The sequence below is a fragment of the Paenibacillus sp. USDA918EY genome (assembly GCF_009870825.1).
In the GTDB taxonomy this organism is placed as follows: Bacteria; Bacillota; Bacilli; order Paenibacillales; family Paenibacillaceae; genus Paenibacillus_AQ; species Paenibacillus_AQ albilobatus.
The window spans coordinates 59,787-85,488 of record NZ_WTWY01000022.1 but is presented as its reverse complement, the minus strand read 5'-3'; the positions used below and the strand labels follow the sequence as shown (position 1 = coordinate 85,488).

26 protein-coding genes and 1 tRNA gene are annotated in these 25,702 nt (G+C 51.8%); 16 read left to right on the top strand and 11 right to left on the bottom strand.

The genetic code is table 11. From position 1 onward, the window contains the following. The first annotated feature begins 313 nt into the window (after nucleotides 1-313). Together GQY55_RS27960 and GQY55_RS27955 are read left to right on the top strand one after the other, a co-directional pair. Complete coding sequence (locus GQY55_RS27960) at nucleotides 314-808, top strand: CYTH domain-containing protein (RefSeq protein ID WP_160045204.1); 495 nt, start codon at nucleotides 314-316, stop codon at nucleotides 806-808. Nucleotides 809-1,211: 403 nt separating this feature from the next. Then, entirely contained in the window at nucleotides 1,212-2,348 is a 1,137-nt protein-coding gene (locus GQY55_RS27955; RefSeq protein WP_160045203.1) for a glycoside hydrolase family 88 protein, read from the top strand. 83 nt (nucleotides 2,349-2,431) lie between these two features. Here the strand turns inward: GQY55_RS27955 and GQY55_RS27950 are convergent, their stop codons facing one another. Next, nucleotides 2,432-3,457, bottom strand: coding sequence for a chitosanase (locus GQY55_RS27950; protein ID WP_236575924.1), 1,026 nt, complete (start codon nucleotides 3,455-3,457; stop codon nucleotides 2,432-2,434). 400 nt (nucleotides 3,458-3,857) lie between these two features. Here GQY55_RS27950 and GQY55_RS31670 point away from each other — a divergent pair, with 400 nt between their 5' ends. Together GQY55_RS31670 and GQY55_RS27945 are read left to right on the top strand one after the other, a co-directional pair. Beyond that, entirely contained in the window at nucleotides 3,858-4,010 is a 153-nt protein-coding gene (locus GQY55_RS31670; protein ID WP_236575923.1) for a hypothetical protein, read from the top strand. 129 nt (nucleotides 4,011-4,139) lie between these two features. Next, the gene (locus tag GQY55_RS27945; RefSeq protein WP_160045202.1) at nucleotides 4,140-5,009 is read left to right on the top strand and encodes an EamA family transporter; all 870 of its coding nucleotides are present in this window, start codon (nucleotides 4,140-4,142) and stop codon (nucleotides 5,007-5,009) included. A 161-nt stretch (nucleotides 5,010-5,170) separates the two neighbouring features. Here GQY55_RS27945 and GQY55_RS27940 read toward each other — a convergent pair whose 3' ends face one another. Then, nucleotides 5,171-6,115, bottom strand: coding sequence for a helix-turn-helix transcriptional regulator (locus GQY55_RS27940; protein WP_160045201.1), 945 nt, complete (start codon nucleotides 6,113-6,115; stop codon nucleotides 5,171-5,173). Nucleotides 6,116-6,374: 259 nt separating this feature from the next. Here GQY55_RS27940 and modA point away from each other — a divergent pair, with 259 nt between their 5' ends. The 4 genes from modA to GQY55_RS27920 all read left to right on the top strand — a co-directional run bounded on the left by modA (nucleotide 6,375) and on the right by GQY55_RS27920 (nucleotide 9,684). Next, on the top strand, nucleotides 6,375-7,232 hold the full coding sequence (gene modA / locus GQY55_RS27935; protein ID WP_160045200.1) for a molybdate ABC transporter substrate-binding protein: 858 nt from the start codon (nucleotides 6,375-6,377) through the stop codon (nucleotides 7,230-7,232). 15 nt (nucleotides 7,233-7,247) lie between these two features. Beyond that, the gene (modB, locus tag GQY55_RS27930; RefSeq protein WP_160045199.1) at nucleotides 7,248-7,946 is read left to right on the top strand and encodes a molybdate ABC transporter permease subunit; all 699 of its coding nucleotides are present in this window, start codon (nucleotides 7,248-7,250) and stop codon (nucleotides 7,944-7,946) included. A 223-nt stretch (nucleotides 7,947-8,169) separates the two neighbouring features. After that, nucleotides 8,170-8,442 carry a hypothetical protein gene (locus GQY55_RS27925; RefSeq protein ID WP_236575922.1) on the top strand — a complete coding sequence of 91 codons (273 nt, stop codon included), beginning with the start codon at nucleotides 8,170-8,172 and terminating at the stop codon, nucleotides 8,440-8,442. Between the two features lie 87 nt (nucleotides 8,443-8,529). Further along, nucleotides 8,530-9,684: a response regulator gene (locus tag GQY55_RS27920; protein WP_160045197.1), complete on the top strand. Its 1,155-nt coding sequence runs from the start codon at nucleotides 8,530-8,532 to the stop codon at nucleotides 9,682-9,684. A 194-nt stretch (nucleotides 9,685-9,878) separates the two neighbouring features. Here the strand turns inward: GQY55_RS27920 and GQY55_RS27915 are convergent, their stop codons facing one another. Further along, nucleotides 9,879-12,995, bottom strand: a complete 3,117-nt coding sequence (locus tag GQY55_RS27915; protein ID WP_160045196.1) for an ATP-binding protein — start codon at nucleotides 12,993-12,995, stop codon at nucleotides 9,879-9,881. Nucleotides 12,996-13,259: 264 nt separating this feature from the next. Between GQY55_RS27915 and GQY55_RS27910 the strand changes: the two genes are divergently transcribed. Beyond that, a complete protein-coding gene (locus GQY55_RS27910) occupies nucleotides 13,260-14,081 on the top strand; it encodes an MBL fold metallo-hydrolase (RefSeq protein ID WP_160045195.1) in 822 nt (273 codons plus the stop codon). A gap of 148 nt (nucleotides 14,082-14,229) precedes the next feature. Here the strand turns inward: GQY55_RS27910 and GQY55_RS27905 are convergent, their stop codons facing one another. After that, the gene (locus GQY55_RS27905) at nucleotides 14,230-14,388 is read right to left on the bottom strand and encodes a hypothetical protein (protein ID WP_212958890.1); all 159 of its coding nucleotides are present in this window, start codon (nucleotides 14,386-14,388) and stop codon (nucleotides 14,230-14,232) included. A 471-nt stretch (nucleotides 14,389-14,859) separates the two neighbouring features. Here GQY55_RS27905 and GQY55_RS27900 point away from each other — a divergent pair, with 471 nt between their 5' ends. The 4 genes from GQY55_RS27900 (at nucleotide 14,860) to GQY55_RS27885 (ending at nucleotide 17,314) form a co-directional block, all read left to right on the top strand. Beyond that, on the top strand, nucleotides 14,860-15,777 hold the full coding sequence (locus GQY55_RS27900) for a hypothetical protein (protein WP_160045193.1): 918 nt from the start codon (nucleotides 14,860-14,862) through the stop codon (nucleotides 15,775-15,777). A 22-nt stretch (nucleotides 15,778-15,799) separates the two neighbouring features. Continuing rightward, entirely contained in the window at nucleotides 15,800-16,057 is a 258-nt protein-coding gene (locus tag GQY55_RS27895) for a hypothetical protein (RefSeq protein ID WP_160045192.1), read from the top strand. 708 nt (nucleotides 16,058-16,765) lie between these two features. Continuing rightward, a tRNA-Pro gene (locus tag GQY55_RS27890) sits at nucleotides 16,766-16,839 on the top strand. Between the two features lie 280 nt (nucleotides 16,840-17,119). Further along, nucleotides 17,120-17,314: a hypothetical protein gene (locus tag GQY55_RS27885; protein WP_236575921.1), complete on the top strand. Its 195-nt coding sequence runs from the start codon at nucleotides 17,120-17,122 to the stop codon at nucleotides 17,312-17,314. A gap of 70 nt (nucleotides 17,315-17,384) precedes the next feature. Here GQY55_RS27885 and GQY55_RS27880 read toward each other — a convergent pair whose 3' ends face one another. The 3 genes from GQY55_RS27880 to GQY55_RS27870 form a co-directional block, all read right to left on the bottom strand. Then, nucleotides 17,385-17,987, bottom strand: coding sequence for a nucleotidyltransferase domain-containing protein (locus GQY55_RS27880; RefSeq protein ID WP_160045191.1), 603 nt, complete (start codon nucleotides 17,985-17,987; stop codon nucleotides 17,385-17,387). Nucleotides 17,988-18,142: 155 nt separating this feature from the next. After that, complete coding sequence (locus GQY55_RS27875; protein WP_160045190.1) at nucleotides 18,143-18,340, bottom strand: hypothetical protein; 198 nt, start codon at nucleotides 18,338-18,340, stop codon at nucleotides 18,143-18,145. 178 nt (nucleotides 18,341-18,518) lie between these two features. Further along, nucleotides 18,519-18,941, bottom strand: a complete 423-nt coding sequence (locus tag GQY55_RS27870; protein WP_160045189.1) for a hypothetical protein — start codon at nucleotides 18,939-18,941, stop codon at nucleotides 18,519-18,521. A 296-nt stretch (nucleotides 18,942-19,237) separates the two neighbouring features. Between GQY55_RS27870 and GQY55_RS27865 the strand changes: the two genes are divergently transcribed. Continuing rightward, nucleotides 19,238-20,065 carry an aldo/keto reductase gene (locus GQY55_RS27865; protein ID WP_160045188.1) on the top strand — a complete coding sequence of 276 codons (828 nt, stop codon included), beginning with the start codon at nucleotides 19,238-19,240 and terminating at the stop codon, nucleotides 20,063-20,065. Between the two features lie 197 nt (nucleotides 20,066-20,262). On the opposite strand, the gene GQY55_RS27860 is transcribed toward GQY55_RS27865, so the two are convergent. From GQY55_RS27860 to GQY55_RS27845, 4 genes are all read right to left on the bottom strand, one after another. Beyond that, nucleotides 20,263-20,967 (bottom strand): CPBP family intramembrane glutamic endopeptidase, encoded by a 705-nt coding sequence (locus tag GQY55_RS27860; RefSeq protein WP_160045187.1) that lies wholly within the window; start codon nucleotides 20,965-20,967, stop codon nucleotides 20,263-20,265. A gap of 116 nt (nucleotides 20,968-21,083) precedes the next feature. Continuing rightward, a complete protein-coding gene (locus GQY55_RS27855) occupies nucleotides 21,084-22,211 on the bottom strand; it encodes a cytochrome P450 (RefSeq protein ID WP_236575920.1) in 1,128 nt (375 codons plus the stop codon). Nucleotides 22,212-22,287: 76 nt separating this feature from the next. Then, the gene (locus tag GQY55_RS27850) at nucleotides 22,288-22,866 is read right to left on the bottom strand and encodes a TetR/AcrR family transcriptional regulator (RefSeq protein WP_160045185.1); all 579 of its coding nucleotides are present in this window, start codon (nucleotides 22,864-22,866) and stop codon (nucleotides 22,288-22,290) included. Between the two features lie 198 nt (nucleotides 22,867-23,064). Beyond that, on the bottom strand, nucleotides 23,065-23,409 hold the full coding sequence (locus GQY55_RS27845) for a winged helix-turn-helix transcriptional regulator (RefSeq protein ID WP_160045184.1): 345 nt from the start codon (nucleotides 23,407-23,409) through the stop codon (nucleotides 23,065-23,067). A 161-nt stretch (nucleotides 23,410-23,570) separates the two neighbouring features. On the opposite strand from GQY55_RS27845, the gene GQY55_RS27840 reads away from it, so the two are divergent. Both GQY55_RS27840 and GQY55_RS27835 read left to right on the top strand, forming a co-directional pair. Further along, nucleotides 23,571-24,509, top strand: coding sequence for an aldo/keto reductase family protein (locus GQY55_RS27840; RefSeq protein ID WP_160045183.1), 939 nt, complete (start codon nucleotides 23,571-23,573; stop codon nucleotides 24,507-24,509). 418 nt (nucleotides 24,510-24,927) lie between these two features. Next, nucleotides 24,928-25,632: a glycerol-3-phosphate responsive antiterminator gene (locus GQY55_RS27835; RefSeq protein ID WP_236575919.1), complete on the top strand. Its 705-nt coding sequence runs from the start codon at nucleotides 24,928-24,930 to the stop codon at nucleotides 25,630-25,632. The last annotated feature ends 70 nt before the right edge of the window (nucleotides 25,633-25,702 follow it).

Genomic DNA, 25,702 nt, shown 5'->3' with positions numbered 1-25,702 from the left:
TGCCCAACAAGTTGCCTAATGATTATAACCTGTCTAACTTTATGGGGTCACTTCATTCACACGGGTGGTTTTGATTGCGAGTCGCAGAATTCAGAACCTTCCGGGTCACCAGAAAGTACTTGGACCGGCTTCGAAGCTACAGGCCCATATTGTAGGGGATTTACCTGTACGAATAAGTTGGCGACCGGCCCGATGGGCTCTGGAACAACCGTGCCTCCCGGGGATGACGGGCCTGCGATTGTCCCTCCATGCGTTCGCCCGTATAATGAATGTGACTGGTTTCAGATTGCGAGAAAACGGGAGGAATCCATCCATGGCCCTGGAGATTGAACGAAAATTTTTGCTGCCGGCGTTTCCGGCGGCGCTCATCGAAGAAAACGTGCTAAAAATCGAAAAAGAACAGCTGATTGAACAGACCTACTTGGCGCTTCATGAAGACCAGGAGCTGAGGGTTCGGAAAATCGTCGACCTGGCGAGCGGCCGGGCGGAATACACCCATACGTTCAAAAAAGGCCACGGCATTGCCCGCGAGGAAGTGGAGTATGCCATTTCGGAAGGGCTGTACGAGCAAATGGTTGCCAAACATCGGGCGGTCCCGTTGTTCAAAAAGCGCACCACCGCCTTATGGGGTGACCGCGTGGTCGAAATCGACGATTACCGGCAAATCGAGCTGCTGGTGCTGGAAGCGGAATTCGCATCCGTCGCGGAGGCGGAAAACTTCGATCCGCCGGCTTGGTTCGGCAGGGAAATCAGCTCCGACAAACAATACAGCAACAAAAAAGTGTGGGCCGACCTTCAAAGCCGTTAAAAAACGACCGAAGGCGGGGGAAACGCGGACAAGCCAACGGCGGTGCCGAATGGTGAAAAGGTATGGACAAACCTGGCGGCGGATGCCTATTATCTTATTATGGAATACCATTCGGCCCATGACAGCGGCGCTATTTGATCCATCTTAAGATTTGCGCAGCATCGTACGGAATACCGGAACGGGTGGCCTTACGCGCGGTCACACGCGAAAGGCGGCGCACTTGGGACAAGCGGCCGAACCAGCTTCGGCTGTCCCCTCCGCGAAAGTTTTTGTAAGCGCATTCGCGGCGTTTCCCGTACGACAAGAAGAATAGCCATGGTTTTTTTCGGGAGGGAATGGGACCGGCAACCGTCAAGGTTGCTTCGAATCATGAAACCGAACTTGAAAAGGAGAAAAACGGGCGATGTGGCAAAAGGCGATTGAAGACGCGGCGGCCAAGTTGAAACGGAATATCAGTTCTCACCCGGGGCTTTTTCCGCATATTGCGGGCAAAGACGCCATGGGGGAGAAGCGTTACGACTGGGGCGCGAACGTAGACTGGATCGAAGGATTTTATACCGGGATGATGTGGCTTTGCTACGAATACGGCGGGGACGTTTTTTTTCGCGATGCGGCTGAGGCGCAGCTGGACGATTACCGCAACCGTTTGGTAAAGCATATTAGCCTCGACCACCACGACATCGGGTTTCTGTATTCCCTTTCCGCCGTGGCCCAGTGGCGCGTGCTGAAAGACGAGAAGGCCCGGGAGCTTGGGCTGCAGGCGGCGGACAAGCTGCTTCAACGCTGGCGGCCGCGGATCGGAGCCATTCAGGCTTGGGGTCCCGAAGGCGATCCGGAGAACGGCGGGCGGATCATCATCGACTGCTTGCTGAACCTGCCGCTATTATATTGGGCCCATCGGCAGACGGGCGATGAAAAATATTACGATATCGCCTACCGCCATGCGCTCCTCAGCCGGCGTTTCCTCGTTCGCGGCGACGGCTCGTCGTATCATACGTTTTATTTTGACACGGAAAACGGCAACGCCATCCGGGGCGGCACGCATCAAGGCTACCGGGACGGCTCGACGTGGACGCGCGGGCAGGCATGGGGCATCTACGGTTTTGCTTTATCCTATCGTTATACGAAGGACGCGCGTTTCCTCGACACGTCCAAGCGGATGGCCCGCTATTTTATCGAGCATTTGCCGGAGGATGACGTCGCTTATTGGGATTTCGACGCACCGGTCGAGCCGGGGACGTCCCGCGACAGCTCCGCTTCGGCCATCGTCGCTTGCGGTTTGCTCGAGCTGCTCGAGCTGATGGACGCAAACGATCCGGAACGCGCATGCCTGCAGGAAGCCTTGCAGCGGATGATGACATCGCTTGTGGAGAATTACGCCACGATCGGGATTCCTGACGCGGAAGGATTGCTTCAGCACGGCTCCTACCATGTGCGCGGCGGCATCGGCCCGGACGACTACATGATCTGGGGAGATTATTATTACCTCGAGGCGCTGGTCCGGATGTCGAAGGGCATTAAGGGGTATTGGTACGAATAAGGCATGATCGAACTTCGTAAAGACTTGAACTGAGAAAGCAGGGGCACCGCTTGCGATGCCCGCTGCTTTTTCCGGTTTCCGGCTTATTTCAGCTCCCAATCGGTTACTTTTTTGATCGCGGCATCGGCGTCTTTCAAATCGGTTTCGCCCATATTGAGAAGCGTACTCCATTGTTTGACGCGGTTTTTCCCGTTTGGCGGCTGGTTGTAATCGTGGGTGTCGACGATTTTGGTCCGTTCGGCGTAAAATTTCGTCATAAACGTCTTTTCGTCCTTGCTGCTTCCCGAGCGGGAAAGGATGCCTTCCAGGCTGCCGGAATCGCCCGTCGCTCCCTGATTCAAGGCGGTGTCAACAAAAGAGCCGATCGTCAGCGCCGAAGTAAAACCGCGTTTTCTCGCCTGCTCGACGCTGTATTTGATATACACGTTATAGAAGGTGCGCCACATCGCTTCCCGCCAGGCCGCGTCATTCTGGAGGCTGTTGATCTTACTGACGAACTTGCTTTTGCTGTCCGAAATGACGAGGATGCCGTTTTTCATCTTGCCGTTGATGCCAAGGCGCTTCAGGGCGCCTTCGACGCTTGGGTTGCTTGCGCCCTTGGCGCGGTCGTACTCTTTAAAAAGGTCGGGACCGTCCGGGCCTTCGTCATTCGGCCCCCCGGTCGTCGCGCCGAAAATCCCGATGGTATACCCGCGGTCATCTCCGATATCCTCGCAATATCCGTAATATTTCGTCCAGTTGAGGTCGTCCTGCTCCGGTTTGTTGACGAGCTTCATGATGTTGTCCCACTGCTCGCCGTCCAGGCCGGTGTTGGCTTTCAGAAATTGCAGCGTTTCCGGGGAAAAATTGGCGTCATGGCTTCCCGCGGCAGCGGCGAAGGCTTGAACGTCCGCATCGGAAGCTCCGGCGGGGAGTACGTTCACTTCTGCACCAGGGCTGTCAGCGGAGTCCGTCACATCGGGCTGCTCCGCGGCAGCTGCATGTTCGTCGGCAAAAACCTTTGTCGGCACGGGACCGGACATGGCCGTCAATGAGCCGACCAGCGTGAAGCTGAGCAGGAAAGCGGTCAGTTTTTTTCTTGCGGCGGCTTGTCTGTTGGCATTGTTCATGGATTATCCCTCCAAAAGTGATGAATGGCAAAAACGGTATTCGATTTTTCTTGATAAAAGTAAAAACGCTTTAACTTTCGCTGGATAAAAAACGAACACAGTAAAAAATATATTTTTGGTGCAAATCCCTCCTTCCGGTATTCACATAATGTTTAAGCGCTTAAACTTTTGGGACAAAAAGGCATTCCGTTTCCGATCCGCTGCGTTGGAGGCTCCGGAGCCGCGGGCCATGATCAGTGTCGCGTGGATGCAGCAAGAGCATACTTGAGATCGCGGCGGTCGAACAAGGGGCCAAACGACTATTCGTTTGGCTGATTTCTGTGTAGATATTTTATCCTAATCGGGGATTTCGCACGACAGGATACCGCACCGTTCGAGCCAAGCCGCTTTCGGGCGCAAAATGAAGTCGAATTACCGCCTGGGCGTCATTATCGTTTTCGGAAACGATGTCGTTTTTTGGCTGTCCGGCTGCACGCTTCATTTTGGCGGACAAAGGGCAGGCGATTTTTTTCAGCTGGGGTCTTCTGCCTTGGCTGCGTTTCTGATATGGTGATGAGGCAGGGAATTTATGGGCCTTCCCGGCGAGTAAACGGCTTTAAAATCCATATGCTATACGGTGAATGGTCAGATACATAAAGATCGGATCGGCGGCATCTTGGCATCAAAGGGGGACTGATCGGCAATGTGGATTGCCTTTGCGTTTGGGTCGGCGCTGTTCGCCGGCATCACATCGATTCTCGCCAAAATCGGAATCCGCAACGTGGACTCCAATTTGGCCACCGCGCTGCGCACGTGGGTCGTGTTGATTTTCTCCTGGCTGATGGTTTTTGTGGTCGGGTCGCAGAACACGATCACGGCTTTAAGCGGGAAAAGCTTGCTGTTTCTCCTGTTGTCCGGCTTGACGACGGGAGCTTCTTGGATCTGTTATTTCCGGGCGCTGCAACTCGGGGACGTCAACAAGGTCACGCCGGTGGATAAATCGAGCAACGTGCTGACGATGATGTTGGCGTTCGTTTTTCTCGGCGAGCGGCTGACGTGGAGCAATGCCATCGGGATGGTGGTCATCGCGGCCGGCACGTATATGATGATCCAGAAAAGCAAATCGGAAAAAGCGGCGTCCGCCGTCCGCAGAAGCTGGCTGGTTTACGCCTGTTTATCCGCGCTGTTCGCGGCATTAACCTCGATCTTGGGCAAAATCGGCATCGAGGGCGTCGAGTCGAACCTGGGGACGGCCATCCGGACGATCGTCGTGCTTTTGATGGCTTGGCTGATCGTGTTTGCCCAAAAAAAGCAGCGAGAGATCAAACGGATCGACCGCAAAAGCTGGCTGTTTATCACCCTGTCCGGGCTGGCGACGGGCCTGTCGTGGTTATGTTTTTACAAAGCGCTGCAGGACGGACCGGCAAGCGTCGTCGTGCCGATCGACAAGCTCAGCATTTTGATCACGGTGCTGTTCGCCTTCGTTTTCCTGAAGGAAAAGCTGTCGCTGAAATCGACGGCCGGATTGGTGCTGCTGACGGCGGGAACGCTTTTGTTGCTGCTCAAAGGATAGCGAATGAACCCCGGAAGCGGGGCCAGCGGCCTCGAAGCCGATTCAGGTGCTTTGCGGGGACGCCGGAAAGTCTAAATTCTTATTATGGAAAAAGGAGCTGTCCCGCAGGTTGCTTTGCACCCGGGAAGCTCCTTTTATTTATGACCAAGCAAGGAAGGCGGTCACGTCTCGAACAAAACCTCTCCCGTGCGCGATAGATCGTACCCCGCGATCGTTTGCAGCTCCTTCCGGAACTCCTCCGAACGCAAAATGTCCAGCAGCGCCCCGATCCAGGCCATGTTTTCCGCTTTTTTCAGCATCACCAGATCGTAGCGCTCCTGAATGAGCGGGATAAAATCCACCTGCCCGACGATGGCCGCGGCTTTTTCGATGCCGACGCCGACGTCGGCGTCGCCGGACGCAACCTTGGCCGCCACGCCGATATGGTTGGTCTGCTCCTCTTCATATCCGTCGAGCTGCTCCGGCCGGATGCCGTGCAGGCGCAGCTGCTCGTCCAACAGGACGCGGGCGCCGGAGCCTTTTTCGCGGTTTGCCATTCGCAGCCCGGGACGGGCGAGATCGGACCAGCCGGAAAGCCCGAGCGGATTGCCTTTTTGCACGTAAAGACCGGCGTTTCTCGACAGCAGGTTCACGACCATGCAGGGAAAACCGACGAGCAGCTTGCGGATGTACGGAATGTTGTATTCCCCGGTATCTCCGTCCAGCAGATGGGTGCTGACGATGTCCGATTCCCCGCGGTACATGGCGATCAGGCTGTCCAGGCTGCCGACATACGCCCGCAGCGGCCGGATGCCGGCAACGCCTTTTTCCATATATTTGACCAAAATGTCCAGGCTGATATCCTGTCCCGTCACGACCAAAGGGCGAACGCCGCTCAAGGCCGCTCCGTGATGAAGCGGATCCGCCGTTTGGACGGGCTGGGGAACGGCTTTGATGCCCTTGGCCCGCTGCTTGTAAGCTTCGAGGTCCGCCGCGTCGACGCGCATCTGCTTGCCGACCCGGTAGGACGGAAGTTCGCCTTTTTTGATCAGGTCGTAGACGGTAAGCTTGGATATTTTCAGCATTTTGGCGATTTCTTCGGTGGTATAGGATATATCGCTCGACATGGAAATCCTCCTTATTCGAAACAGGCGCTCGTTTGGCGGCAACGCCGCATTGCTTCTTTCATTGTAACACGCGGAAGGCCAAAGAACATGCTTCATCCTGCCGTACCTGCCGGACAAACCGATGGAACATCTCCCAGGACCTACTTTTGACGGTTTGTGAAACTTTTCCGAATCCGGTTTACAACGCCAGGAATATCTAGGTATAATTTATATCAATTATAACTATTTATAACTAAATATAATGATTTGGAGTGCTGACATGCGGATTAATTATCGAAACAGTCTGGTTTTATTTATGATCATGATGGTCATGCTGCTTGCGGCAGGTTGCGGGGGCGGGGCAGCCACCAAAACGGACGGCGCTGCGGAAACCGCGGACAAGGGGACGGATCAGGCGGTATCGAATGCGAAGCAGGCGGCCAAGACCGACCTGACGATCTCCGCCGCGGCAAGCATGACCGATGCGCTTGAGGAAATCAAAAAGGCTTATGAGCTGGCCCATCCCGATGTGGAGCTGAATTTCAACTTCGGCGGTTCCGGCGCGCTGCAGAAACAGATCGAGCAGGGGGCGCCTGCGGACCTGTTCCTCTCCGCCGCGGTCAAAAACATGAAGCCGCTTGTCGAGCAGGGGCTTATGGCCGACGGCAAGGTCAAAACCCTTCTGAAAAACGAGCTGGTCGCCGTCGTGCCGGCAGATTCGGCCAACCCGGTCGCAAGCATCGCGGATCTCGGCAATGCGGACGTCAAAAAGGTTGCGATCGGCATCCCGGAAAGCGTTCCGGCAGGCAATTACGCCAAGGAAGCGCTGACGAATTCGAAGCTGTGGGAACCGCTTCAGCCGAAACTCGTTCAGGCCAAAGACGTGCGTCAGGTGCTGCAATACGTCGAAACCGGCAATGCGGACGCCGGGTTCGTGTACAAGACGGATGCTTTGTCTTCGTCCAAAGTCAAAATCGCGTTTACGGTGGATCAAGGCACCTATTCGACGGTCGAATATCCGGCGGGCATCGTCAAAGCGACCAAACATGCGAAGGAAGCGGAAGATTTTTACGAATATTTGCAGTCCGAGGCTTCGCTTGACGTTTTCGTTAAATACGGCTTTTCCGTTCCGGAGTAAAAAGGATGTGCGCTTATGAGCTGGCATGACTTTTGGCCGCCCGTCCGTATTTCCCTGGAGGCGGCGCTGCTGTCGAGCGTGATCGTTCTCGTCCTGGGCGCTGCGGCGGCCTGGTGGATGGCGCGAAAAACGTTCAAAGGGAAAAGCGTGCTGGAGACCGTTTTGATGCTGCCGCTGGTGCTTCCCCCGACGGTGGTCGGCTTTTTGCTCCTGGTGCTGCTGGGGCGGAAAAGCTGGATCGGACAGGCCGTAGAATGGCTGTTCGACGCGCCGATTATCTTTTCCTGGTGGGCCGCCGTCATCGCGGCGGTGGTCGTTTCCTTTCCGCTCGTATACCAAACGATGAAAAACGGATTCGCCGCCGTCGATCCCGAGCTGGAAAACGCCGGGCGCGCGAGCGGTGCAAGCGAATGGCAGGTATTCCGATACATCACGCTTCCGCTTGCCGTCCATTCGGTCGGCACCGCCTTTATCCTCGGCTTTGCGCGCGGACTCGGCGAGTTCGGGGCGACGTTGATGATCGCGGGCAACATTCCGGGCAAAACCCAGACGATTCCGACGGCGATCTATGTGGCGGTGGACGCGGGCAATACGCCGATGGCTTGGGCATGGACCGGGGCGATCATCGTCATTTCGTTCCTGATGCTGTCGTTAACCGGACGCCGGAACCCGGCCGATGCAAACCGCGCTTCGGCGGCATCCAAAACAATCTAGTCGGGCGCAGCGAAAATGCTGCCATAGTCTAAAGGCATAAAAAGGCTTGATTTGGTGGTGCACCGAATCAAGCCTTTTTTCCCATCCTCCCCGTTCCTTTTTCAGAATATATTCAGAGCTTTATAGTTAAATGGATATATACTCGCTGAAATGGGGGAAAGGGTTATTCCACCGGCCGTTACACGGCAGAACATTAGAAAAGGATTTGTGTGGTGATAAATTGATGTTATCCGAAATACAACAAGAGGCGCTGAACAAGGCGCAAACGCATGGAGGGAAACTCGTCCGCTGGAGACAGGGCGGATATTGGACGTATGAGGGAGCCGTGTCGAATATAAAAGACCGTTCTCCGAAAGTGTCCGATTTGGAATGGTATTGCACGACCAACACGATTTTCGCCCTCGTCCGGCGGGGGTTTATGGCCATGGAGGATTGGGAGAATTGCTTGGTCATCCCGGAGGAAGCGAAAGAAGAAACCGATATAAAAGAATTATAGACGAACCGGAGTTATTTGGTGCAACCTGGCATGCTTTGCTGTTAAAATATTTAGAAGAAAAGCAGCACTGTCAAGGAGGAGAGAACCTTGAAGGTCTTGATCGTCGACGATGAAAATCTGGCTTTATTAAAATTGGAAAAACTGCTGCATTCGCAAGGCGGGCTTGGTTTTCCGGTCCAGGTGATTGGGGCGTACCAGAATCCTTATGCTGCGCTTGAAGCGGTGAGGCAGGAGGCGCCGGACGTCGCCTTTCTGGATATCGAGATGCCGGAATTTTCCGGTTTTGAGCTGGCGGAGCAGCTGTTGGAAATTCATCCGCAAATGCATGTCGTTTTTGTTACCGCCTACCAGGATTTTGCCGTAAAAGCATTTGAAGTGAACGCGCTCGATTATTTGCTGAAGCCCGTGCATCCGTCGAGACTGGCCGTGACGCTGGACCGGATCGGACGGTTTTCGCTCCTTAATACCGCAAATGCCGCCGAGGAACAAACCGGAGAAGCGATGCTTTGCTGCCTGCAAAGCCTGCACTACCGGGATCGGGAAGGCAGGCCGCAATTCTTCCGGTGGAAAACGCTGAAAGCCCCGGAATTGTTTGCATATCTGATCTACAACCGGGACAAAATGGTGAGCAAGCAAACCTTGATCGATTTGCTGTGGCCGGAGCAAGACATGAAGAAAGCAACAACACAGTTACATACGGCCATCTACCAAATCAGGCAAATGATTAAGGCGAGCGGGCTCCAGCTGCAGATCAAATACCATGACGAAGGTTATCGGCTGGTTTGGGGCCAGGTGGCGTTCGACATGGACATTTGGGAAAACAGCCTTCGCGACGCGCCGCCAGTAACGCCCGAGACGCTCCCCCGGCACTTGTTGACTTTGGACATGTACGCAGGCGACTATTTGGAGGAACACCGGTATATTTGGGCGGCGCCGGAGCAGGAGCGCATCCGGCTGCTCTGGCTGAAATATGCCAAACCCGTAGCGGAATGCCACGTTCGGCTTGGACAGCATGCCGAAGCGGCGAAGCTGTACCAGCAGATGATCGGAAGGTTGCCTTATTTGGAGGACGGTTATCTGGGATTGATGAAAATGTATGCGGAGCTTCATAATTCCACGGAAGTCAGAAGGCTGTACCAGCAGCTGACGGACGTGTTCGAGGGCGAATACGACATGACCCCAAGCGAGGAAACGACGGCATGGTACCAGGAATGGGAGCAGGCGGTCGCAAGCGGCGCATAGACGGGAAATTATCGATTCGAAAGGGACGCAGCCCTGATCAATGCTGCCCAAAGCTCTAATCGCACCCATCTTTCGGATGAAGGTTGTTGAATTCGAGGCCATCAAAAACGATGGTCCTAATCATAGCAAAAAGGGGCCGTCCCCAAAGACGGCCCCTTTTCTATTCCTGTGATGGCGCAGGATGGTGGCTTGCTTTACTTGCGATGGTTCGGAATGACGAAGGACATGACCGTGCCTTCCCCAAGCTTGCTTTCAATCTGCAAACCTTGCCCGTAATGCTGCTTCAGCCTCCGGTTCGTATTGAGGAGTCCGATGCCCCCGGAGGTCCGGCCGCCGCCGGCATCCGGGTGAAGCAGGTGCGCGGCTTCCTCTTCGGACATGCCTTTGCCGTTATCCCTGACGTCGAACCTCGTGCCTTCCTCCTCCCGTCGGATCCGGATTTCTACCGTCCCGCCTTGAATCCGGCTCAGCAGGCCGTGCTTCACCGCATTTTCGACCAGCGGCTGCAGCGTCAACGGCGGAATGAACAGCGAAATGTCCGGATCGACATTCCATACGACCTCCAGCCGCGGCCCGAAACGTTCCTTCTCGATGTAAAGATAGGACTGGACCAGATCCAGTTCATGGGAAAGGGGAACGACCTGCTCCGAGTTCAGAAAATCGATGCTGATCCGCAAATACGAGGTAAACGCATCGGCCAAATCCCGCATTTTGTCCAGATCGATTTCGCTTAGCGACATAATCGAATTGATCGTATTGAACAGGAAGTGGGGCTGGATTTGGGCCTGCAGATAAGCGGCTTCGATCCGGAGCCTTTCTTCGGCCGATTTTTTGAGCGTCCCTAAAGAAAATACCCGGTATTTCAGCTCCAGCGCATCCACCGGCTTCGCCACATAATCGTTTGCCCCGGCGACAAATCCGGCGTAGATGTCCTCCGGCCGGCTTCTGGCGGTCAACAGCAGGATCGGCAGCTCGAAGCTGCTGAACCGTTCCCGGACGATCCGCGTCAGCTCATAGCCGGACATATGCGGCATCATGACGTCGGAAATCAGCAGATCCCATGATGAGGATTCAAGCAGATGCAGCGCTTCTTTCGCCGACAAGGCCGTCTGGATCTCGTAGTTTTCATCCGCAAAAATGCCGGCAAGAACTCTCAGGTTGACGGGATCGTCCTCAACGATCAAAATCCGTATGCCCTTGGCCAAAGCATGTCCATTCATGCCGGCGCGATCGTTGGCGGGGTCCGGTTCGACGGCTGCGGCCGTTTCCCGGGCGAGTATGCCGTCCCACTCGTTTTCGCCCGGCTTCGGTTCGGCGCGGTCGGCTTTTTGAACTTCTGCATCCGCCTCGAAGCCGCTTTCCGCCAGCGGGAGGGAAAAGCTGAACACCGTGCCTTTGCCAGGGGTGGACTCGGCCGTCAAGGTGCCGCCATGAAGCTCGACCATCTGTCTGCAGATGCTGAGGCCCAGTCCGATGCCGCCGTTTTCGTCTTCACCCTGCCCCTGCTCATACGGAAGGAAAATCCGTTCCAGCGCATCCTGCCCGATGCCGCGCCCGGTATCCGCCACACGGATCACGACCGCTCCTCCATCGGCCTCGGCCGAGATGTTGATGGTGCCTTCGTCGGTAAACTTGATGGCATTATGAAGCAAATTGAACAAAATTTGAGTCAGCCTCTGCTCATCGGCATACACCGAAGGAAGCGTCTCCGGAACCCCTGAGGTGATCCGGACGGGTTTGCCTTCCGTCATGTAGGCGAGCATGCTGATCACGCCGGATACGACAGTCTCCACCTGAAGCGGCCGTTGACGGAGCACGATCCCTTGGTCCTTCAATCTGACGGCGTCGAGCAGATCGCTGAGCAGATAAGACATCCGGCGGCTGATGGTGACGAGAAGCTCCATGTTCTTGAGGCTTTCTGGGTCCATGGAGTGTTGCTGGCGGGTCAATACCGACTGGGCGATATTGATGATGCCGTGCAGCGGCGTCCGCAGTTCATGCGAGGTGTTCGCCAGGAACTGGTCCTTCCGTTCGTCCGCCTTTCGCAGCTGCTCGTTCAGCTTGGCGTTTTCCGCCGCGTTCCGGAAATAACGTTTAAACCAGTAGGCGGAAAAGCCGACGATGGCGGCCAAAATGTCGACCGGATAATAAATGGGAGTGAAATTCCAATCGAAATTCACCATCCCCCATAAAATGTTGGATATGACGCTGGCCGCCGCGAGCAGGATCAGAAAAGCATCCTTTTGCTTTTGGCGCATCATTTTGCCGATCAGGAAGAAAAACCAGAACGTCGGCAGCAGGTACAGCACGCCAAAGATATGATAGGCCTTTGACAGATGCACCAGGTTTGCCGGAGCGATAAGCAAAAATGCGCAGTACAGGGCGCTGGCGCCAACATATGCGACAAACAAAGGCCCCCGCCGGGTTTGCCCGGAAAAATTTCTGCCCATCAGCAGCATGCAGAACGTAATGCCCAAATAGGACAGAATCCGGATCTTCAGCATCCACGTATAATTGAGGGGAAGCCAGCGCAAAAGCACGTATTCATGATCCGACACCACCGTCAATCCCGCAAATACGAGCAGCAGAACGAAAGCCAGAAGAAGCTTCTCCCTCGGGTTGATGATATACATAATGCCGGCGTACAGCGCATGAAGCAGGAGGATCATGAAAACGACCAGCTGAAAACCGATCGAATACCACCACTGAAAATCGATTGCCGCCTGCGTGCCAAACCTCATAGACTCGATAATTCCCCCGGTGGTAGGATCGTCGTAGTTGGCGGATTGGATCAGGATATCGATCACGTTCTGCTGACTCGGAGTGATGGTGTTGGTGAAAGATACGAGCTCCGGAATATATTCCTTGCCCGATGGAGCAGGTTTCCCGAAGCCGCCCATGGTTTTTCCGTTGACGATGACAACGGTGGAGGATTTAATCTCCTTGATCCACAGTTCGTAAGGCTGGTCCAGCGGTTGATCCACAAGAATGCGGAGCCTGTAGGTTCCGTAACCGAACGACGAACCGTTTTTATCGTTCCAAGCGGCACTCCAATCGCCGGGAACTTGAATATAGCGGCGCTCATCCTTGGCCTGTTCGGCCTGCCGGCTGCCGGAGATCAGCCGATTCGGATAAAACTCCCACGCCCCGTCCAGTACGATGGAATGCCTGTTATCCAATCGGGCTCCGCGCAAGTCGAGAACGCCCTGCTGCACTTTAGGCTGTTCCTCGGTTCCGAATGCATCCGACCAAAGCATTCTTGCACAAATGAGCAGCGCAATGTACAGCAAAAATACGACCGTTTTTTTCATTAATATGTATCGTCCCTGTTATAAAGTCGTCGTCAGGCGTGTTCATGTTGTCAAAGTACATTCTATTATACGACATGATTCGCGGTTCCGTCTGTCCATCTAGAGCACCGTCTTCTTTTTTACGAATGAAGACTTCCCGGGAGCCTTCTTCAGCTTCCGGAAGGGATGCATCGATTTCGTATGTTGCGCTCTGGACGGATGGGAATTCTTCATCGATAATGGGAAAGGAAAGATATGGATCCTGAATAAGGGAGAGCTGAAAACATGAAGATTCGGTTTCTGGGCACGGCGGCGTTCGAAGGAATTCCTTCGTTGTTTTGCCGTTGTCCGCTGTGCGTGAAAGCAGGGGAGGAAGGCGGCAAAGAGATCCGCTCCCGTACTTCGGTCATGCTGGATGATGAACTGAAAATCGACTTTCCGCCGGATACGTTTATGCACATGATTCGCGACAGGCTGGATTTGGAAAAAATCAAGGATCTTATTTTTACCCATTCCCATTCCGATCACTTGTATGCCGACGATTTGGTTGCCAGACTTCCAGGGTTTGCCCGTTCTGCCGATCATCCGATCGAGGTGTACGGGAACGACGCGGTTCTTCTGCGGATCAAACAAGCGCTGGACGCAAACGGAGGAGCGAAGGGCAAATACAATTTGCACAGACTCCGGCCGCTTGAACGAACCCAGCTGCAGACGGCGGTTGTCGTGCCTCTTCCGGCCAGCCATGATCCGAACGAAACCTGTTTGCTTTATTACATCGAAAAAGACGGCAAAACCTTGCTTTACGGTCATGACAGCGGCTGGTTCCCGGAGGAAACGTGGCAATGGCTTCAAGGGAAAAGGCTGGATTTGGCCATTCTCGAATGCACGGTCGGGCAAATCAACTACCGGCAAAGCCATATGAACGTCGATGCCGTATTGGAAACCAAACAGCGTTTTGAGGAGTTCGGGATACTGAAGCCGGACGCGCAAATCGTCGTCACCCATTTTTCCCATAACGGGCAGCTGTCTCATTCGGATTTGGTGGACATATTTACGCCTCACGGCATCCAGGTCGCATACGACGGCATGAATCTTGAACTTCCGTGATCTGACGCCACATCTGATGCGAAAAGCATCGGCTTTTTTGCAAATAATTCGATCATGATTAGGGTGCGGCTGAAGGAGTAGAGAAGGAGCCGATCATTGAGGGGTCTCAGCTTGAAAAGAAGCCATTGGAGCGGAAACGAATATGCACTCAGCATTTTTGGCTGCTGGGCTGGGCAGACTCGCTTCGAGGCGGCTTCACGGATGCTTTGGGAGGCTGCTCGGCCCGTTTGGCTTCGGCGCAACCCACAATCAGAATGCTGAGGGTCATGACTGCCGCGACGACGGAATGCATCTGCCTTGATTTCATCATTTCACCTCCTTTGGCTTCAAATTAGAAAGTGTAAGTTCTGGAGCCTTCACATGCCTTTATCGCAAGGAAAATTTCCGCTAATCGCGGGCTGTCTACTATGAAAGTGCGTCGATGGACGTTTTTCTTATAAACGAACAGGCAGAAGAGATCATTTTGTAACCGCTATCTTATATAACGTTTTTCCCTGGACCTGGTTCCGGACTTCATAAAACGTTCACAAGTTCATTTTGAAAGCGCCAACGTTTTGTTACAAATACCCGCTGGGAGATTTTGCGAAACATTCATTTTGTTGTTGAAATAAATGGAACAGGTTGCATATGAAACTTAATCGAACATGGTTGTATTAGGATAACAAATATAAAACCATTAAAAAATATGTAACTTTTTTATAGACCAAGTTGTTCTATATTATGTAACCAAAAAATCTGAAGGGAGATTTAACGAAATGAAAAAAAATTTCTCTGTTTGATGATGTCTTTAACCGCTGTGCTTTCTATCCAAGCAACCAGTGCTTTTGCAGCAGTAACCAATGACAACGATGATGCTTCTATTGTTAGCTACGATATATTAAACGATAGCGATGTAAATGCTAAGCAAGCTTTAGCCTTTAAATTTAGTAATGAATTTAATCCTAATTTGTCTGAAGATCAGAAGAAAGAATTAAGATCTGAACTAGGCTCAATACTAGCAGAACTTGTATCCCAAGGAGCATCTGAAGAGACGATTGATAAGGAAATTCAAAAATATAACGCTCACGTGCTATTTCAGCCACAAACTAATGAAGACCAAGTTGTATCACCAATGTCCCAAGGTTCAGATATACAAATGAATAAGCCAACAATAGTTTATTCAGCAACTAGCAAGGAGTGGATCGTAACTGGGGGTGGATATTGGAAAACAGAAAATTGGAAGAATGATGTACCAGGAGTATGGCTCCCTATCACCGGTGAAACGAAAAACATCGGCGGCAGAGATTCGGTTGGTATTACTTTCTTTAATAAAAGTGGTACATATAATGCAAAGGTTTTATCATCTTCGGGGTATCTAATGAATGGTCGAGGACAAGAAATCAAAAATGACAACCCAACTTATGGAAATGGTAATGTTGGAGTGGCCTTTGAAATTCAGGACTATGCTAAATTAGCAGACGCAGGCACAGCTGATGTTTACTATATGGGACACAATTTTGCTGCACAGATAGTATACGATGAAAATTTTAAAAATTTACATGGTAATGCCCGTACTTTTTATGTTCATACGTGGGATAATTCTAGTATTAATAATATTCAAATGGGAGCGTCAGGTGGTACTTTCGGGGTTACTTTTTCAATCGCAAATGAAAGCAAGAGCTTTAAAATATTCAACAACGCTGATGCTAGCTTCTAAGAAATCAACATAGGGGGTGTAAATGATTATTACTATACTTGACATTGCTCTGCCTTCTATTATTGCCTCCATTATTGTAGTTTATATTATTACTAAGTTTTTTCCTAAAGATTCAATTAAAATGTTCCTTTTAAGTTTTCAATTTATGCTTTTTGGAATTAGTTTATTTGTTTTGGATTATGTTGCTCAGAGTAGTGAACATATACTCTTATTTGGAGGAATATTCTTTGTTATATTAGGGCTTTTACTTAGTTTATCTGCATTTTACAGAGAAAAATAATATAGGCTAGTACACATGCTTTATAATTATCTCGGAATAACTTAGTCATAGTAAGACCGTATTGTCTGTTGATACGTTTGCTTTTTTTAGAAACAACAATGAACCGTCCTTGATTTGGGCGGTTTTTTTTCATATCAACGACAAATGGAATGTTGTGGGATGAATGAATTTACTGATTTTATAGGACATGCACTTTTTTTCCTACTGGCCAAGACGCTTGTTACATTATTTGTTTCTGGGCAGAGGCAAGAATCAGGAGAACTCGGCGAACCTCAACTGGGTCTGTACCTCTACGGGCAATATGGACTAGCTTATTGCCTTCTTCAATCGTTAACTCACGAACAAACAACGTCATAATACCCCTCCTAATTGTTGATAAGGTTATTTACCCGTTTTTCAACTACGATATCAGATGTGACACTAGAAGGTTTCTGTACAACCCTTAGAGTTATATCATATTCAGAAAACATGAAATTAACGAAAAGAAAAAAAATTAAGCGCGAAGTATGGAATTACAGCACCGATTTTAGAGATTTTTTAGTCGGAAAATTTACGCAGGTATGCACGTCTAAAGTATTGCAGGTGTGCGTGCCTATGCGCTATAATAGCCTCAAATACATTAACGGATGACTCACAATTATCGAATGGGCTATCGTACAATGGGCGTGAAAACCGCGTTCTTTTGCGGAAAAAAGGCTCCGCGAACATCGGGGTATGGCGCAGTCTGGTAGCGCGCACCCTTGGGGTGGGTGAGGCCGTGGGTTCGAATCCCGCTACTCCGATTGAGTTCCATGCAGGAAATCAGGAAAAAGCGTTCACTAAAAGTTTCGGCTTTTAGTGAGCGCTTTTTTCTATGTCTTCTATTCGGAAAAGACGAAAGTCCACGGCAAGGAGAGAGAAACCTCGACTGCTCCCCGTACTTGGAAACCAGAGCGTCAGCGGCCGGGAAAAGCTAGCAATAACCCAAAGGCGGTAATACGGCGAAGTACATGTCTCCCATTCCCTAAAACTGCGACAAGAGGCATGCTTATATGGTAGAATTTAGGCAGTGAGGTGATCGAAATGAGTCGTTTTATGAAGCCGCTGACCTCTTCGCTGCACCTTTATACCGCGATGACCGAGCGCGTACCGATTGTCGTTTTTATCGGGAATGAACTCGTCGGGGCCGGGCGAATCGCAGAGATTACGGAAGAGAGCGTGAAAATCGGGGGCGAGCGGTATATGAGGGAAGTCTGCACGTTCAAGTACGCCAGTTAAAATACCGCCTCATTCTAGTGCTGCACCGATGCTCAATGGGCTTGAGGCTGTAAGGATCCGGAAGGTTTGTTTATGCCCGATTCTCCCGTTCCAAATCATCCCTCAACACATCCACCCACGTCCTGTTTCCGCCCAACCGGATCATTTGTTCAAGCAGCCACTTTTTCGATTTCCGGTCGCGGCTGCGCTCCATATAGACGTTAAAATCATGCTCGTCTTCCGGCCGCGTGCTAAGGCTTTTGAACAGCAGCTGCCAAGCCGGGTTGACGAATGGCCGCGTCAAGCTTCCCATCGCAAAGTCGCCGATCGGCATGGTCACGGTCCGGTCCTTCCGGAAAATGACTTGTTCATCGCTGCGTTCGGTCAAAAGAATTTCCAGAAACGCCGCCCCTTTGAACAGGTGAAGGCAATATCGCGGCGGTTCGACGTCCCCCAAATGACGGACAGGCTCCAGCCGATGTTCCCCGGGGATGGCCACGTTAATGTCCCAATCATTGAAAAAACTTAACGCATACGCCAAATCCTCTCTGAAAATGCAAATGTCCATATCTTTATGGCTTCGCGTCGCTTCCCCGACGGCCAAATCGATCGTCCAGCCCCCGGCAATGAACCAAGGTTTTTGGAAGGAAGCCATAAGCGATTCGATGCCGCCAAGTTCTTTTTCATGGATCATGTTCGTTTCCTCCAAGGCAGGGGTTATGCCAATGTATTTTTGAAATGCCATTCTTTTAATGCCGTTATGAATCTGCAACAGGTTTCCGTTGAATATAGCAAGTCGTTGCGTTTCCGCTCAAGGCGGTGAACCAACTCCATGGCAGAGACATGTGACTACACACTTCTTAAAACCGAGAAAATAAAAAGAAAAACGCAAACGATGATGAGCGTGATTTTCGAAAATTGCTTCAGCTTGCGGTTGTCGAACGTCTTGTTCAGCAGGAAAAAGAATCCGGCCATCCAAATCGCGTCCTGAAAAAAGGTGATGAAGATGTTTCTAATCATGTTGATAAAAAAGAATACATTATTCACGACAAAGTCCTCCTTGCGAGGTTTCTGAAAAGGTTCCCTTTTATATAGATTGAACTAAAATTTGCATCGAACTTCCTCTTAAAAGGGCCCGATGCGGCCCTATAACCTTCATTTCTTTAGTTCATTCTATATTGTTAACGCTTGTGGAACGTCGTTCGTAACCGCATGCTGAAAATTTCTACACGATTGTCGCGTTATACCCCGTCTTTTTTCCTTCCTCCACGGCTTGGACATACCCCTCAAAGTAAAAAGGGATATCGTCTTCGCTTCCGTTCGCGAGCCTTCCTCTCACTTTGTCAAAGGCGAAGATCGAGATCGAAAAAGCGGGCTCTCCGGTAATCAGGACAGGTTGCTCTTTCTCCGCAGCCCAATAGTACTCCCCGCCGTAATTCCGCCTGGCCACCTCGAAAATATAACATCCCGCCATGGAGCATACGGAATCCAAATGTTCGTCATCCGTTACAAAATCGCTGATTTCATCCAAAAGATCATCCAGCGGGCGCAGGCTTTCCACGCTAAAATCAAAATTCCCGCGGTCCGCAAAATTGGCGGCAAAGCTTTCCGCAGTTGAGATCACGTCGTCTTTTAAGCTTCTCGGCATGTTTTTAGGCTCCCTTCAACGATACGATGTTGATCGTCGCGATAATTTTTGGCAACTCATCTAATATTTACAGTTCGTTTCTATTTTTTCAAGCTTTTTGGTAGATGAAAGTCAATATAATCAAAGTTGTACGACACAAACGATGCAGGAGGGCCATCGATGAGCGGGCGAATACCGGAACCGTATTTCCGTTAATCCCCCGCTTCCTTTGACTTTAACCTGCCACTGGTTTATCTTGGGTTGTACTTGGGTGTTTATGAACGCCCATTCGAATAAACCGAGGGAGGCGTCTTTTGATGAAAAATCTTCAATCTACGGTAACCTTGAACAGCGGTCATTCCATGCCATGGTTTGGACTGGGCGTATACAAGGTGCAGGAAGGCCAAGAAGTGGTTGATTCCGTCAAAACCGCGATAGCTAGCGGCTACCGGAGCATTGACACGGCTGCGCTTTACGGCAACGAGGAAGGCGTTGGGCAAGCGATTCGGGAGTCGGGTGTTCCGCGCGAGGAATTGTTTATTACGACCAAAGTGTGGAATTCGGATCAAGGATATGACAGCACATTGAAAGCTTTTGAAACAAGCATCACCAAGCTTGGGCTCGATTATGTGGACCTCTACCTGGTGCACTGGCCGGTAAAAGGGAAATATAAAGAGACTTGGCGGGCGCTCGAAAAGCTGCAGCAGGACGGCCGGGTCCGTTCGATCGGCGTATCCAACTTCCATATCCATCACTTGGAGGATGTAATGAAAGATGCGAATGTGAAACCTGCCGTCAACCAGGTGGAGCTGCATCCGCTGCTGAACCAGGCCGAGCTTCGCGAATACTGCAAATCGCAGGGCATCCAGATCGAGGCTTGGGCTCCGCTGGCGCAAGGGCATCTGCTGGACAACGAAGTACTGAAGAACATCGGCGCGAAATACGGCAAGTCCACGGCACAGGTGATCCTTCGTTGGGATATTCAAAATGAAATCGTCACGATTCCGAAGTCCATCAATCCGAAACGGATCGTCGAAAACGCGGACATTTTCGATTTCGAATTGACGGCGGAAGACATGGAGCAAATCAACGGGTTGAACGAAAACCGCCGGTTCGGAGCCGACCCGGACAATTTCAATTTTTAAATGCACGGTCGATAACGTGAACTCAAAATCGCGTCCCCCTGCTTCCTTGGCAGGGGCGCGATTTATTTTTTTACATCTAGCCGGGGAATATGTGCATGCGGGCTCCCCTTCAACCGAAGCATGCGCAGCGGTTCTGTCGCCGCAAAAACCTTGCCCCGGGTGCTGGAGGCAAGGTTTTTTGGGGAGAGTGAACGGCATCAAGCGTACCTGTACTTGGCCAATGTTTTGGAACCCCACAGGAATACAGCGATCCAAGCTGCGATGGCGGTCCATATTCCGGTCATGCCGGGAACGTAACTCGCATCGTAGTTCGGCAAAAACGAATCGATAACGTTCAACAGCGCGTGGATGATAATGGCCCCAAACATGCTTTTTCCCGTATTGTTATACACCCAGACGATAATGACCCTTGCCGCTACGGTGCCAAGGAACCAGCAAGCGATCCACAATGGAGGATGATGGGCCTCAATGAGCGGAATGATATGCCAAATTCCCCACACGCCCCCCATAATCAAGCCTGCCCTCAATGCCCCCCACCGGTTTTGCAGCGGATCGATCGCATATCCCATCCACCCGATTTCTTCAAACGCAGCGGATATGAAAAACAAAACAAGCAGGAAGGGGAGGGAGGACCATGGAGTCGGGGGACCGGACAGCGGCAGCCCTATGATGCGAAGGGTGGCAAATGAGAGCAGTCCGATCATCGGAATGATGAAAAGCATGGGAATATACCAGACTTTATGTTGAATTCTACTGCAGTCGAACACCCTTGCAAGCAGCCGTTTTACGCCTTTTGTACGCTCCTGTCTATACTCGAGGACAACCGCGGCGACCGCAGGACACACCACCATCAAGGCGCTCACCGGAAGATTCATCGGTAGCCCGTTTATGCTTCCCGTCATGGAGCCTACCACCCAAAACGGTATCGCGAAAACAAAAACAAGAGCAAGAAATGCATGCCATGATCGATAAGACGTGACGGAATCCATGTCTCACAGCCTCCCGCTGATTATTTGTTTCATGATTTTAATATAATCGGCAGTTCCTTGAGCGCAAACATCATCGTGCTTTCCTGGCGGACAAGCTCCGCGGAACGGTCGCGGCGGAAATCCGGGAAGCGTCTTAGCAGCGTTTCGATGGCGATTTTCGATTCCAGCCGGGCGAGCTGGGAACCGAGGCAATAATGGATGCCGCTGCCCAGACCCAGATGCGGATTCGGATTCCGGTGAATATCGAATCGTTCCGGCTGCGCGAACACTTCCTCATCATGGTTGGCCGATGCCATCCATATGTGGACGAATTGCCCTTGCTTCAGCTTTTGCCCGCGCAGGTCGGTATCCTGCTTGACATGGCGGAACATCAGCTGCACCGGGGAGAAATAACGGAACGTTTCCTCGATGGCGCCCGGAATCAATCCGGGGTCTTCGAGCAGCTGCGAGCGCACCTCCGGCAGACTGTCGATGGCCAGCATGGCCGAGGAGATCAGGTTGGTCGTCGTTTCGTTGCCGGCCACGAGCAGCAGGATGCAAAATCCGATGATCTCCATTTCGGTTAAATGTTCGTTTTCGATGCGGGCCTGCACCAGCTTCGTAATCAAATCGTCCTGCGGATGACGTCTGCGGTCCTCGGCGATATCCGCAAAATAGGCGCTCATCTCCCGCTGGCAGGCATAATAGGCATCGGGATGATCGCCGACGAGGGCGTCCGACCATGCTTTGAATGTTTCCCTGTGCTCTATGGATACGCCCAGCATTTCGGCAATGACGGTAATCGGAAGCGGGCTCGCCAAATCCGCGACCGCGTCCATCCGGCCCTTTCGTTCGGCTTCGTCAAGCAGGGAGTCCGCGATGGATTGGATTTTCGGTGCGAGGGACTCGATCACGCGCGGGGTAAAAGCCTGTGAGACCAGCTTGCGCAGCTGACGGTGCTTCGGCGGGTCCTGGCGCAAAATGCTCGATTCGAGCGGATCTTCCGAGGACGGGGACCCTTGGGAAGAGAAGATTTCGTAATTCGTGAAGACGTATTTAACGTCCTCGTATTTAAAAACGTTCCAGATTCCGTTGCCTTCCGACTGAACGACCGGGGAGTGGCTGCGCATTTGCTTGAACCAATCCAAAGGCAGCAAACCGTTTTTATTCCATTCCATACGTAGCACCGTCACTTTCTTTTGCGATTTTTGAACTGACTGGTCAGTTTTGGGTCATGAAAAAAAGAAGGCCTAGCTAATCGATGGAGATAAACAGGCCTTGGGTAATGATCGTAAAGACAAAATGCTCCAAATCGTCCCGGGTGTATTCATCCGGATGGTTCAGGTAATAGTTGCAGGTGCTTTCCAGCGTGCCGATGATGCTTGCCGCCGCCAAATTGGCGTCCACGTCGCGGATCAGGTTTTCATCGCATTTGCCTTCTTCCAAGATTGCCGCCAAAAAGCGGAGATGCTCCCGCCGGAGCTGCTTCAGCTCTTCCAGGACATCCTGCTCGATTCCGTTCGAAAGCTCGTTAAACACGATATGCGAAAAATGGCGCGATTCCAAAAACAAATCCAGATGATGGCGGATGATCCGCAAAATCTGCTCCTTCAGCGGCAGGGGGGCGTACAGGTCGGCTTGGGTTCGCTGCATAATATCCTCGAAACCTTGCTTGACGACCGTTTTGAAAAGTTCGGACTTCCCCGGAAAATTATAATATAGCGTTCCCTTGGCCACCTGGGCTCTCAGGGCGATCTCATCCATGCTCGCGCGATGGTAGCCGTTTTCGGAGAACACTTCGATGGCGGCGCGTATAATTTTGTCTTTGCTCAAGCTCAATCTACCTTTCCTGCAAAATCAAATCCGTTAATCTGACTGGTCAGTTCAAAAATAAAATAACATGCTGGCAAAATTTAGTCAACTGCAGCCGGCAAGTCCAATTCCTGTGCGACGCAGAAGGGGATGGGGACGGGGATGCTTACAGGGACTTTTCACCGTTCCGTTCAAAAACAGGACGGGGGCGGACGCTCCTTAGGTCCACCGCGCCGCCCAAAGCTTCATTTGATGGCAAATGCCGTGCAAATCCTGACCCTTGGGGGTCAACGTATATTCCACCGTCACCGGCACCGTCGGGTACACCTTGCGCTCAAGCACCCCATGTTCTTCCAGATGGCGCAGCGTGCTTGTCAAAGCCCGCGGGCTCACGCTGGGGATCCGCCGCTGAAGCTCCCCGAACCGGAGCGTTCCGCAGAACAGTTCGCGGATGACGAGAAAAGCCCATTTTCCGCCGAGCACGTCCAGCGTTTTTTCGATGTTGCATTCGATAAACTCCGGATTTTTCGGGATATAGCTGCTGGCTTTTTTGGCCGTTGTCACGAAGGTCACCTCCACAGGGATATCTACTATACTGAAGTATACTAGATATCCTTGGTATAATTAAGTGAAAAACATTTCACTTCTTCAAATCGGATACGAACTTCTTTAGAATGTAGGGTGTAACCAGAATGATCTTGAATTATCTCAAGGAGGAATGAAAAATGAAATACCGGAGATTGGGCGGCAGCGGCCTGAAGGTCAGCGAAATCAGCTTGGGAAGCTGGCTTACATACGGCGGTTACGTTGAACGCGAAAATGCGGTGAATTCGATCAAAACGGCATATGATCTGGGCATCAATTTTTTCGATACGGCAAACGTTTATGAAAAAGGCGCGGCGGAAGAGCTGGTGGGCGAAACCTTGAAAGCGTATCCGCGCGAGTCCTACGTGCTTGCTACAAAAGCATTTTGGCCGATGGGCGACGGTCCCAATGACCGCGGCTTGTCCCGCAAACATATTATGGAACAGGTACACGCCAGCCTGAAGCGTCTGAAGCATGATTACGTGGACATCTTCTACTGCCACCGCCATGATGCCGAAACGCCGCTGGAAGAAACGCTCCGGGCGATCGATGATCTGGTCCGTCAGGGCAAAGTGCTTTATGTCGGCGTAAGCGAATGGCAGGCCTCTCAAATCGCGGAAGCGTTGGGCGTAGCCGACCGTTATTTGCTGGATCGCATCGTGGTTAACCAGCCGGAATACAACATGTTCAACCGTTACATCGAAAAAGAAATCATGCCGCTCTCCGAGCGTTCCGGCATCGGCCAAGTCGTCTTTTGCCCGCTGGCGCAAGGACTGCTGACAGGCAAATACACGTCGGTTTCCGATATTCCGCAGGACAGCCGTGCCGCCAAACTCGAATGGATGCGCAAGGGCATCACCGAGGAAAAAATCAACAAGGTGAAGCAGCTTGAAGGCATTGCGGGCGAACTCGGAATTTCGATGGGCAATCTGGCTTTGGCCTGGATTTTGCGCAATCGCAATGTAGCGAGCGCACTCGTTGGCGCAAGCCGTCCGGAGCAGGTCACGGAGAATGCCAAGGCTTCAGGCGTGGAACTGAGCGAAGACGTGCTGAACCGCATCGAGGACATTTTGAAATAATGCGCCAAAGTCGCCCGATCCGGATTTCGGAGAAAGGATCTTCAACCGGCTGAAACGGATTCGGCTAAGGCAGGCAGGAGCGCATTCCTGCGGTTCCGGGCGGGTTATCCCGGCATAAGGAATGGGCGCGGACCAACATGCAGGACGACCTGGAGCATAGGCTGCCAAGGCTGAAGCTGCTCGAGCCGGAGCTGCCGAAGGCATACGGACGCGGCGGCCGTCGTATATAATGTTAAGAAAGCTCGGAGCGGATGCGCTCCGGGCTTTCCTTATTTAACGGTTGCGATTGGACCCAAGGTTGCCCTCCCGGTCCAGAAGAAGGTTTTTGCAAGCCTAGCTGCGGTCAGCTCAAACCTGTTCACCGCGTTTACAAAACCATGCGGCTTGTTTAACCGTCGGGAAACGTTTTATGCGTAAGATGGAAAAGAAGAGAGCTTTAACCAAAGCAAAACCGCTAAACGAGAAACATGAAGGAAATACCGTATTCGAATGCAGCGAAGGAGGCAAACCGATGAATGACGCGATAACCAAAGAGGAGTTTTACCGTGGTCTCGCCAGGCATAAGCGTATCGCCTCAATTAAAGACCCGCGGCATATTGAGCTGGCTCTCCGCCAACGGGACCAGCTAAGCGGCATATTTCTGCTGACGGGGCATATCGGGGTGGTCAAGGGATACGTCAACGTATTCAAGGAACACGGCCTGCCCGTATTCATGCATTTGGAGAAAATAGGCGGGCTCAGCACCGACCGGTACGGACTGGAATATTTGGCCAAGGGCATCCGGCCGTCCGGGGTGATTTCCACCAAAACGAGCATCGTCAAAAACGCAAAAAAAATGGGGCTGCTGACCGTGCAGCGTTTTTTCCTCGTCGACAGCGAAGGGCTCGACAATATCGCCAAAAGCCTCTCGCAAACCGAACCGGACATCATCGAGCTGATGCCTGCGCGGATTCCGGAGATGATCTGCAGGGTAAAGTCGTTCACGGAAATTCCGATTATTACCGGAGGGTTATTGTACGAGGAAGCCCATGCGGAGGCCTGCCTGACCCACGGCGCAACGGCCATCTCTTCTTCCAGACCCGAACTGTGGGGGAAACCGGAACGAAAATTGATGAAGATTTAACTTTTTGCCGAAACGGATTTAACAGTTGTCTTTTATATTGGTATCAACAAGTAAATAAACCGGTTGGAGT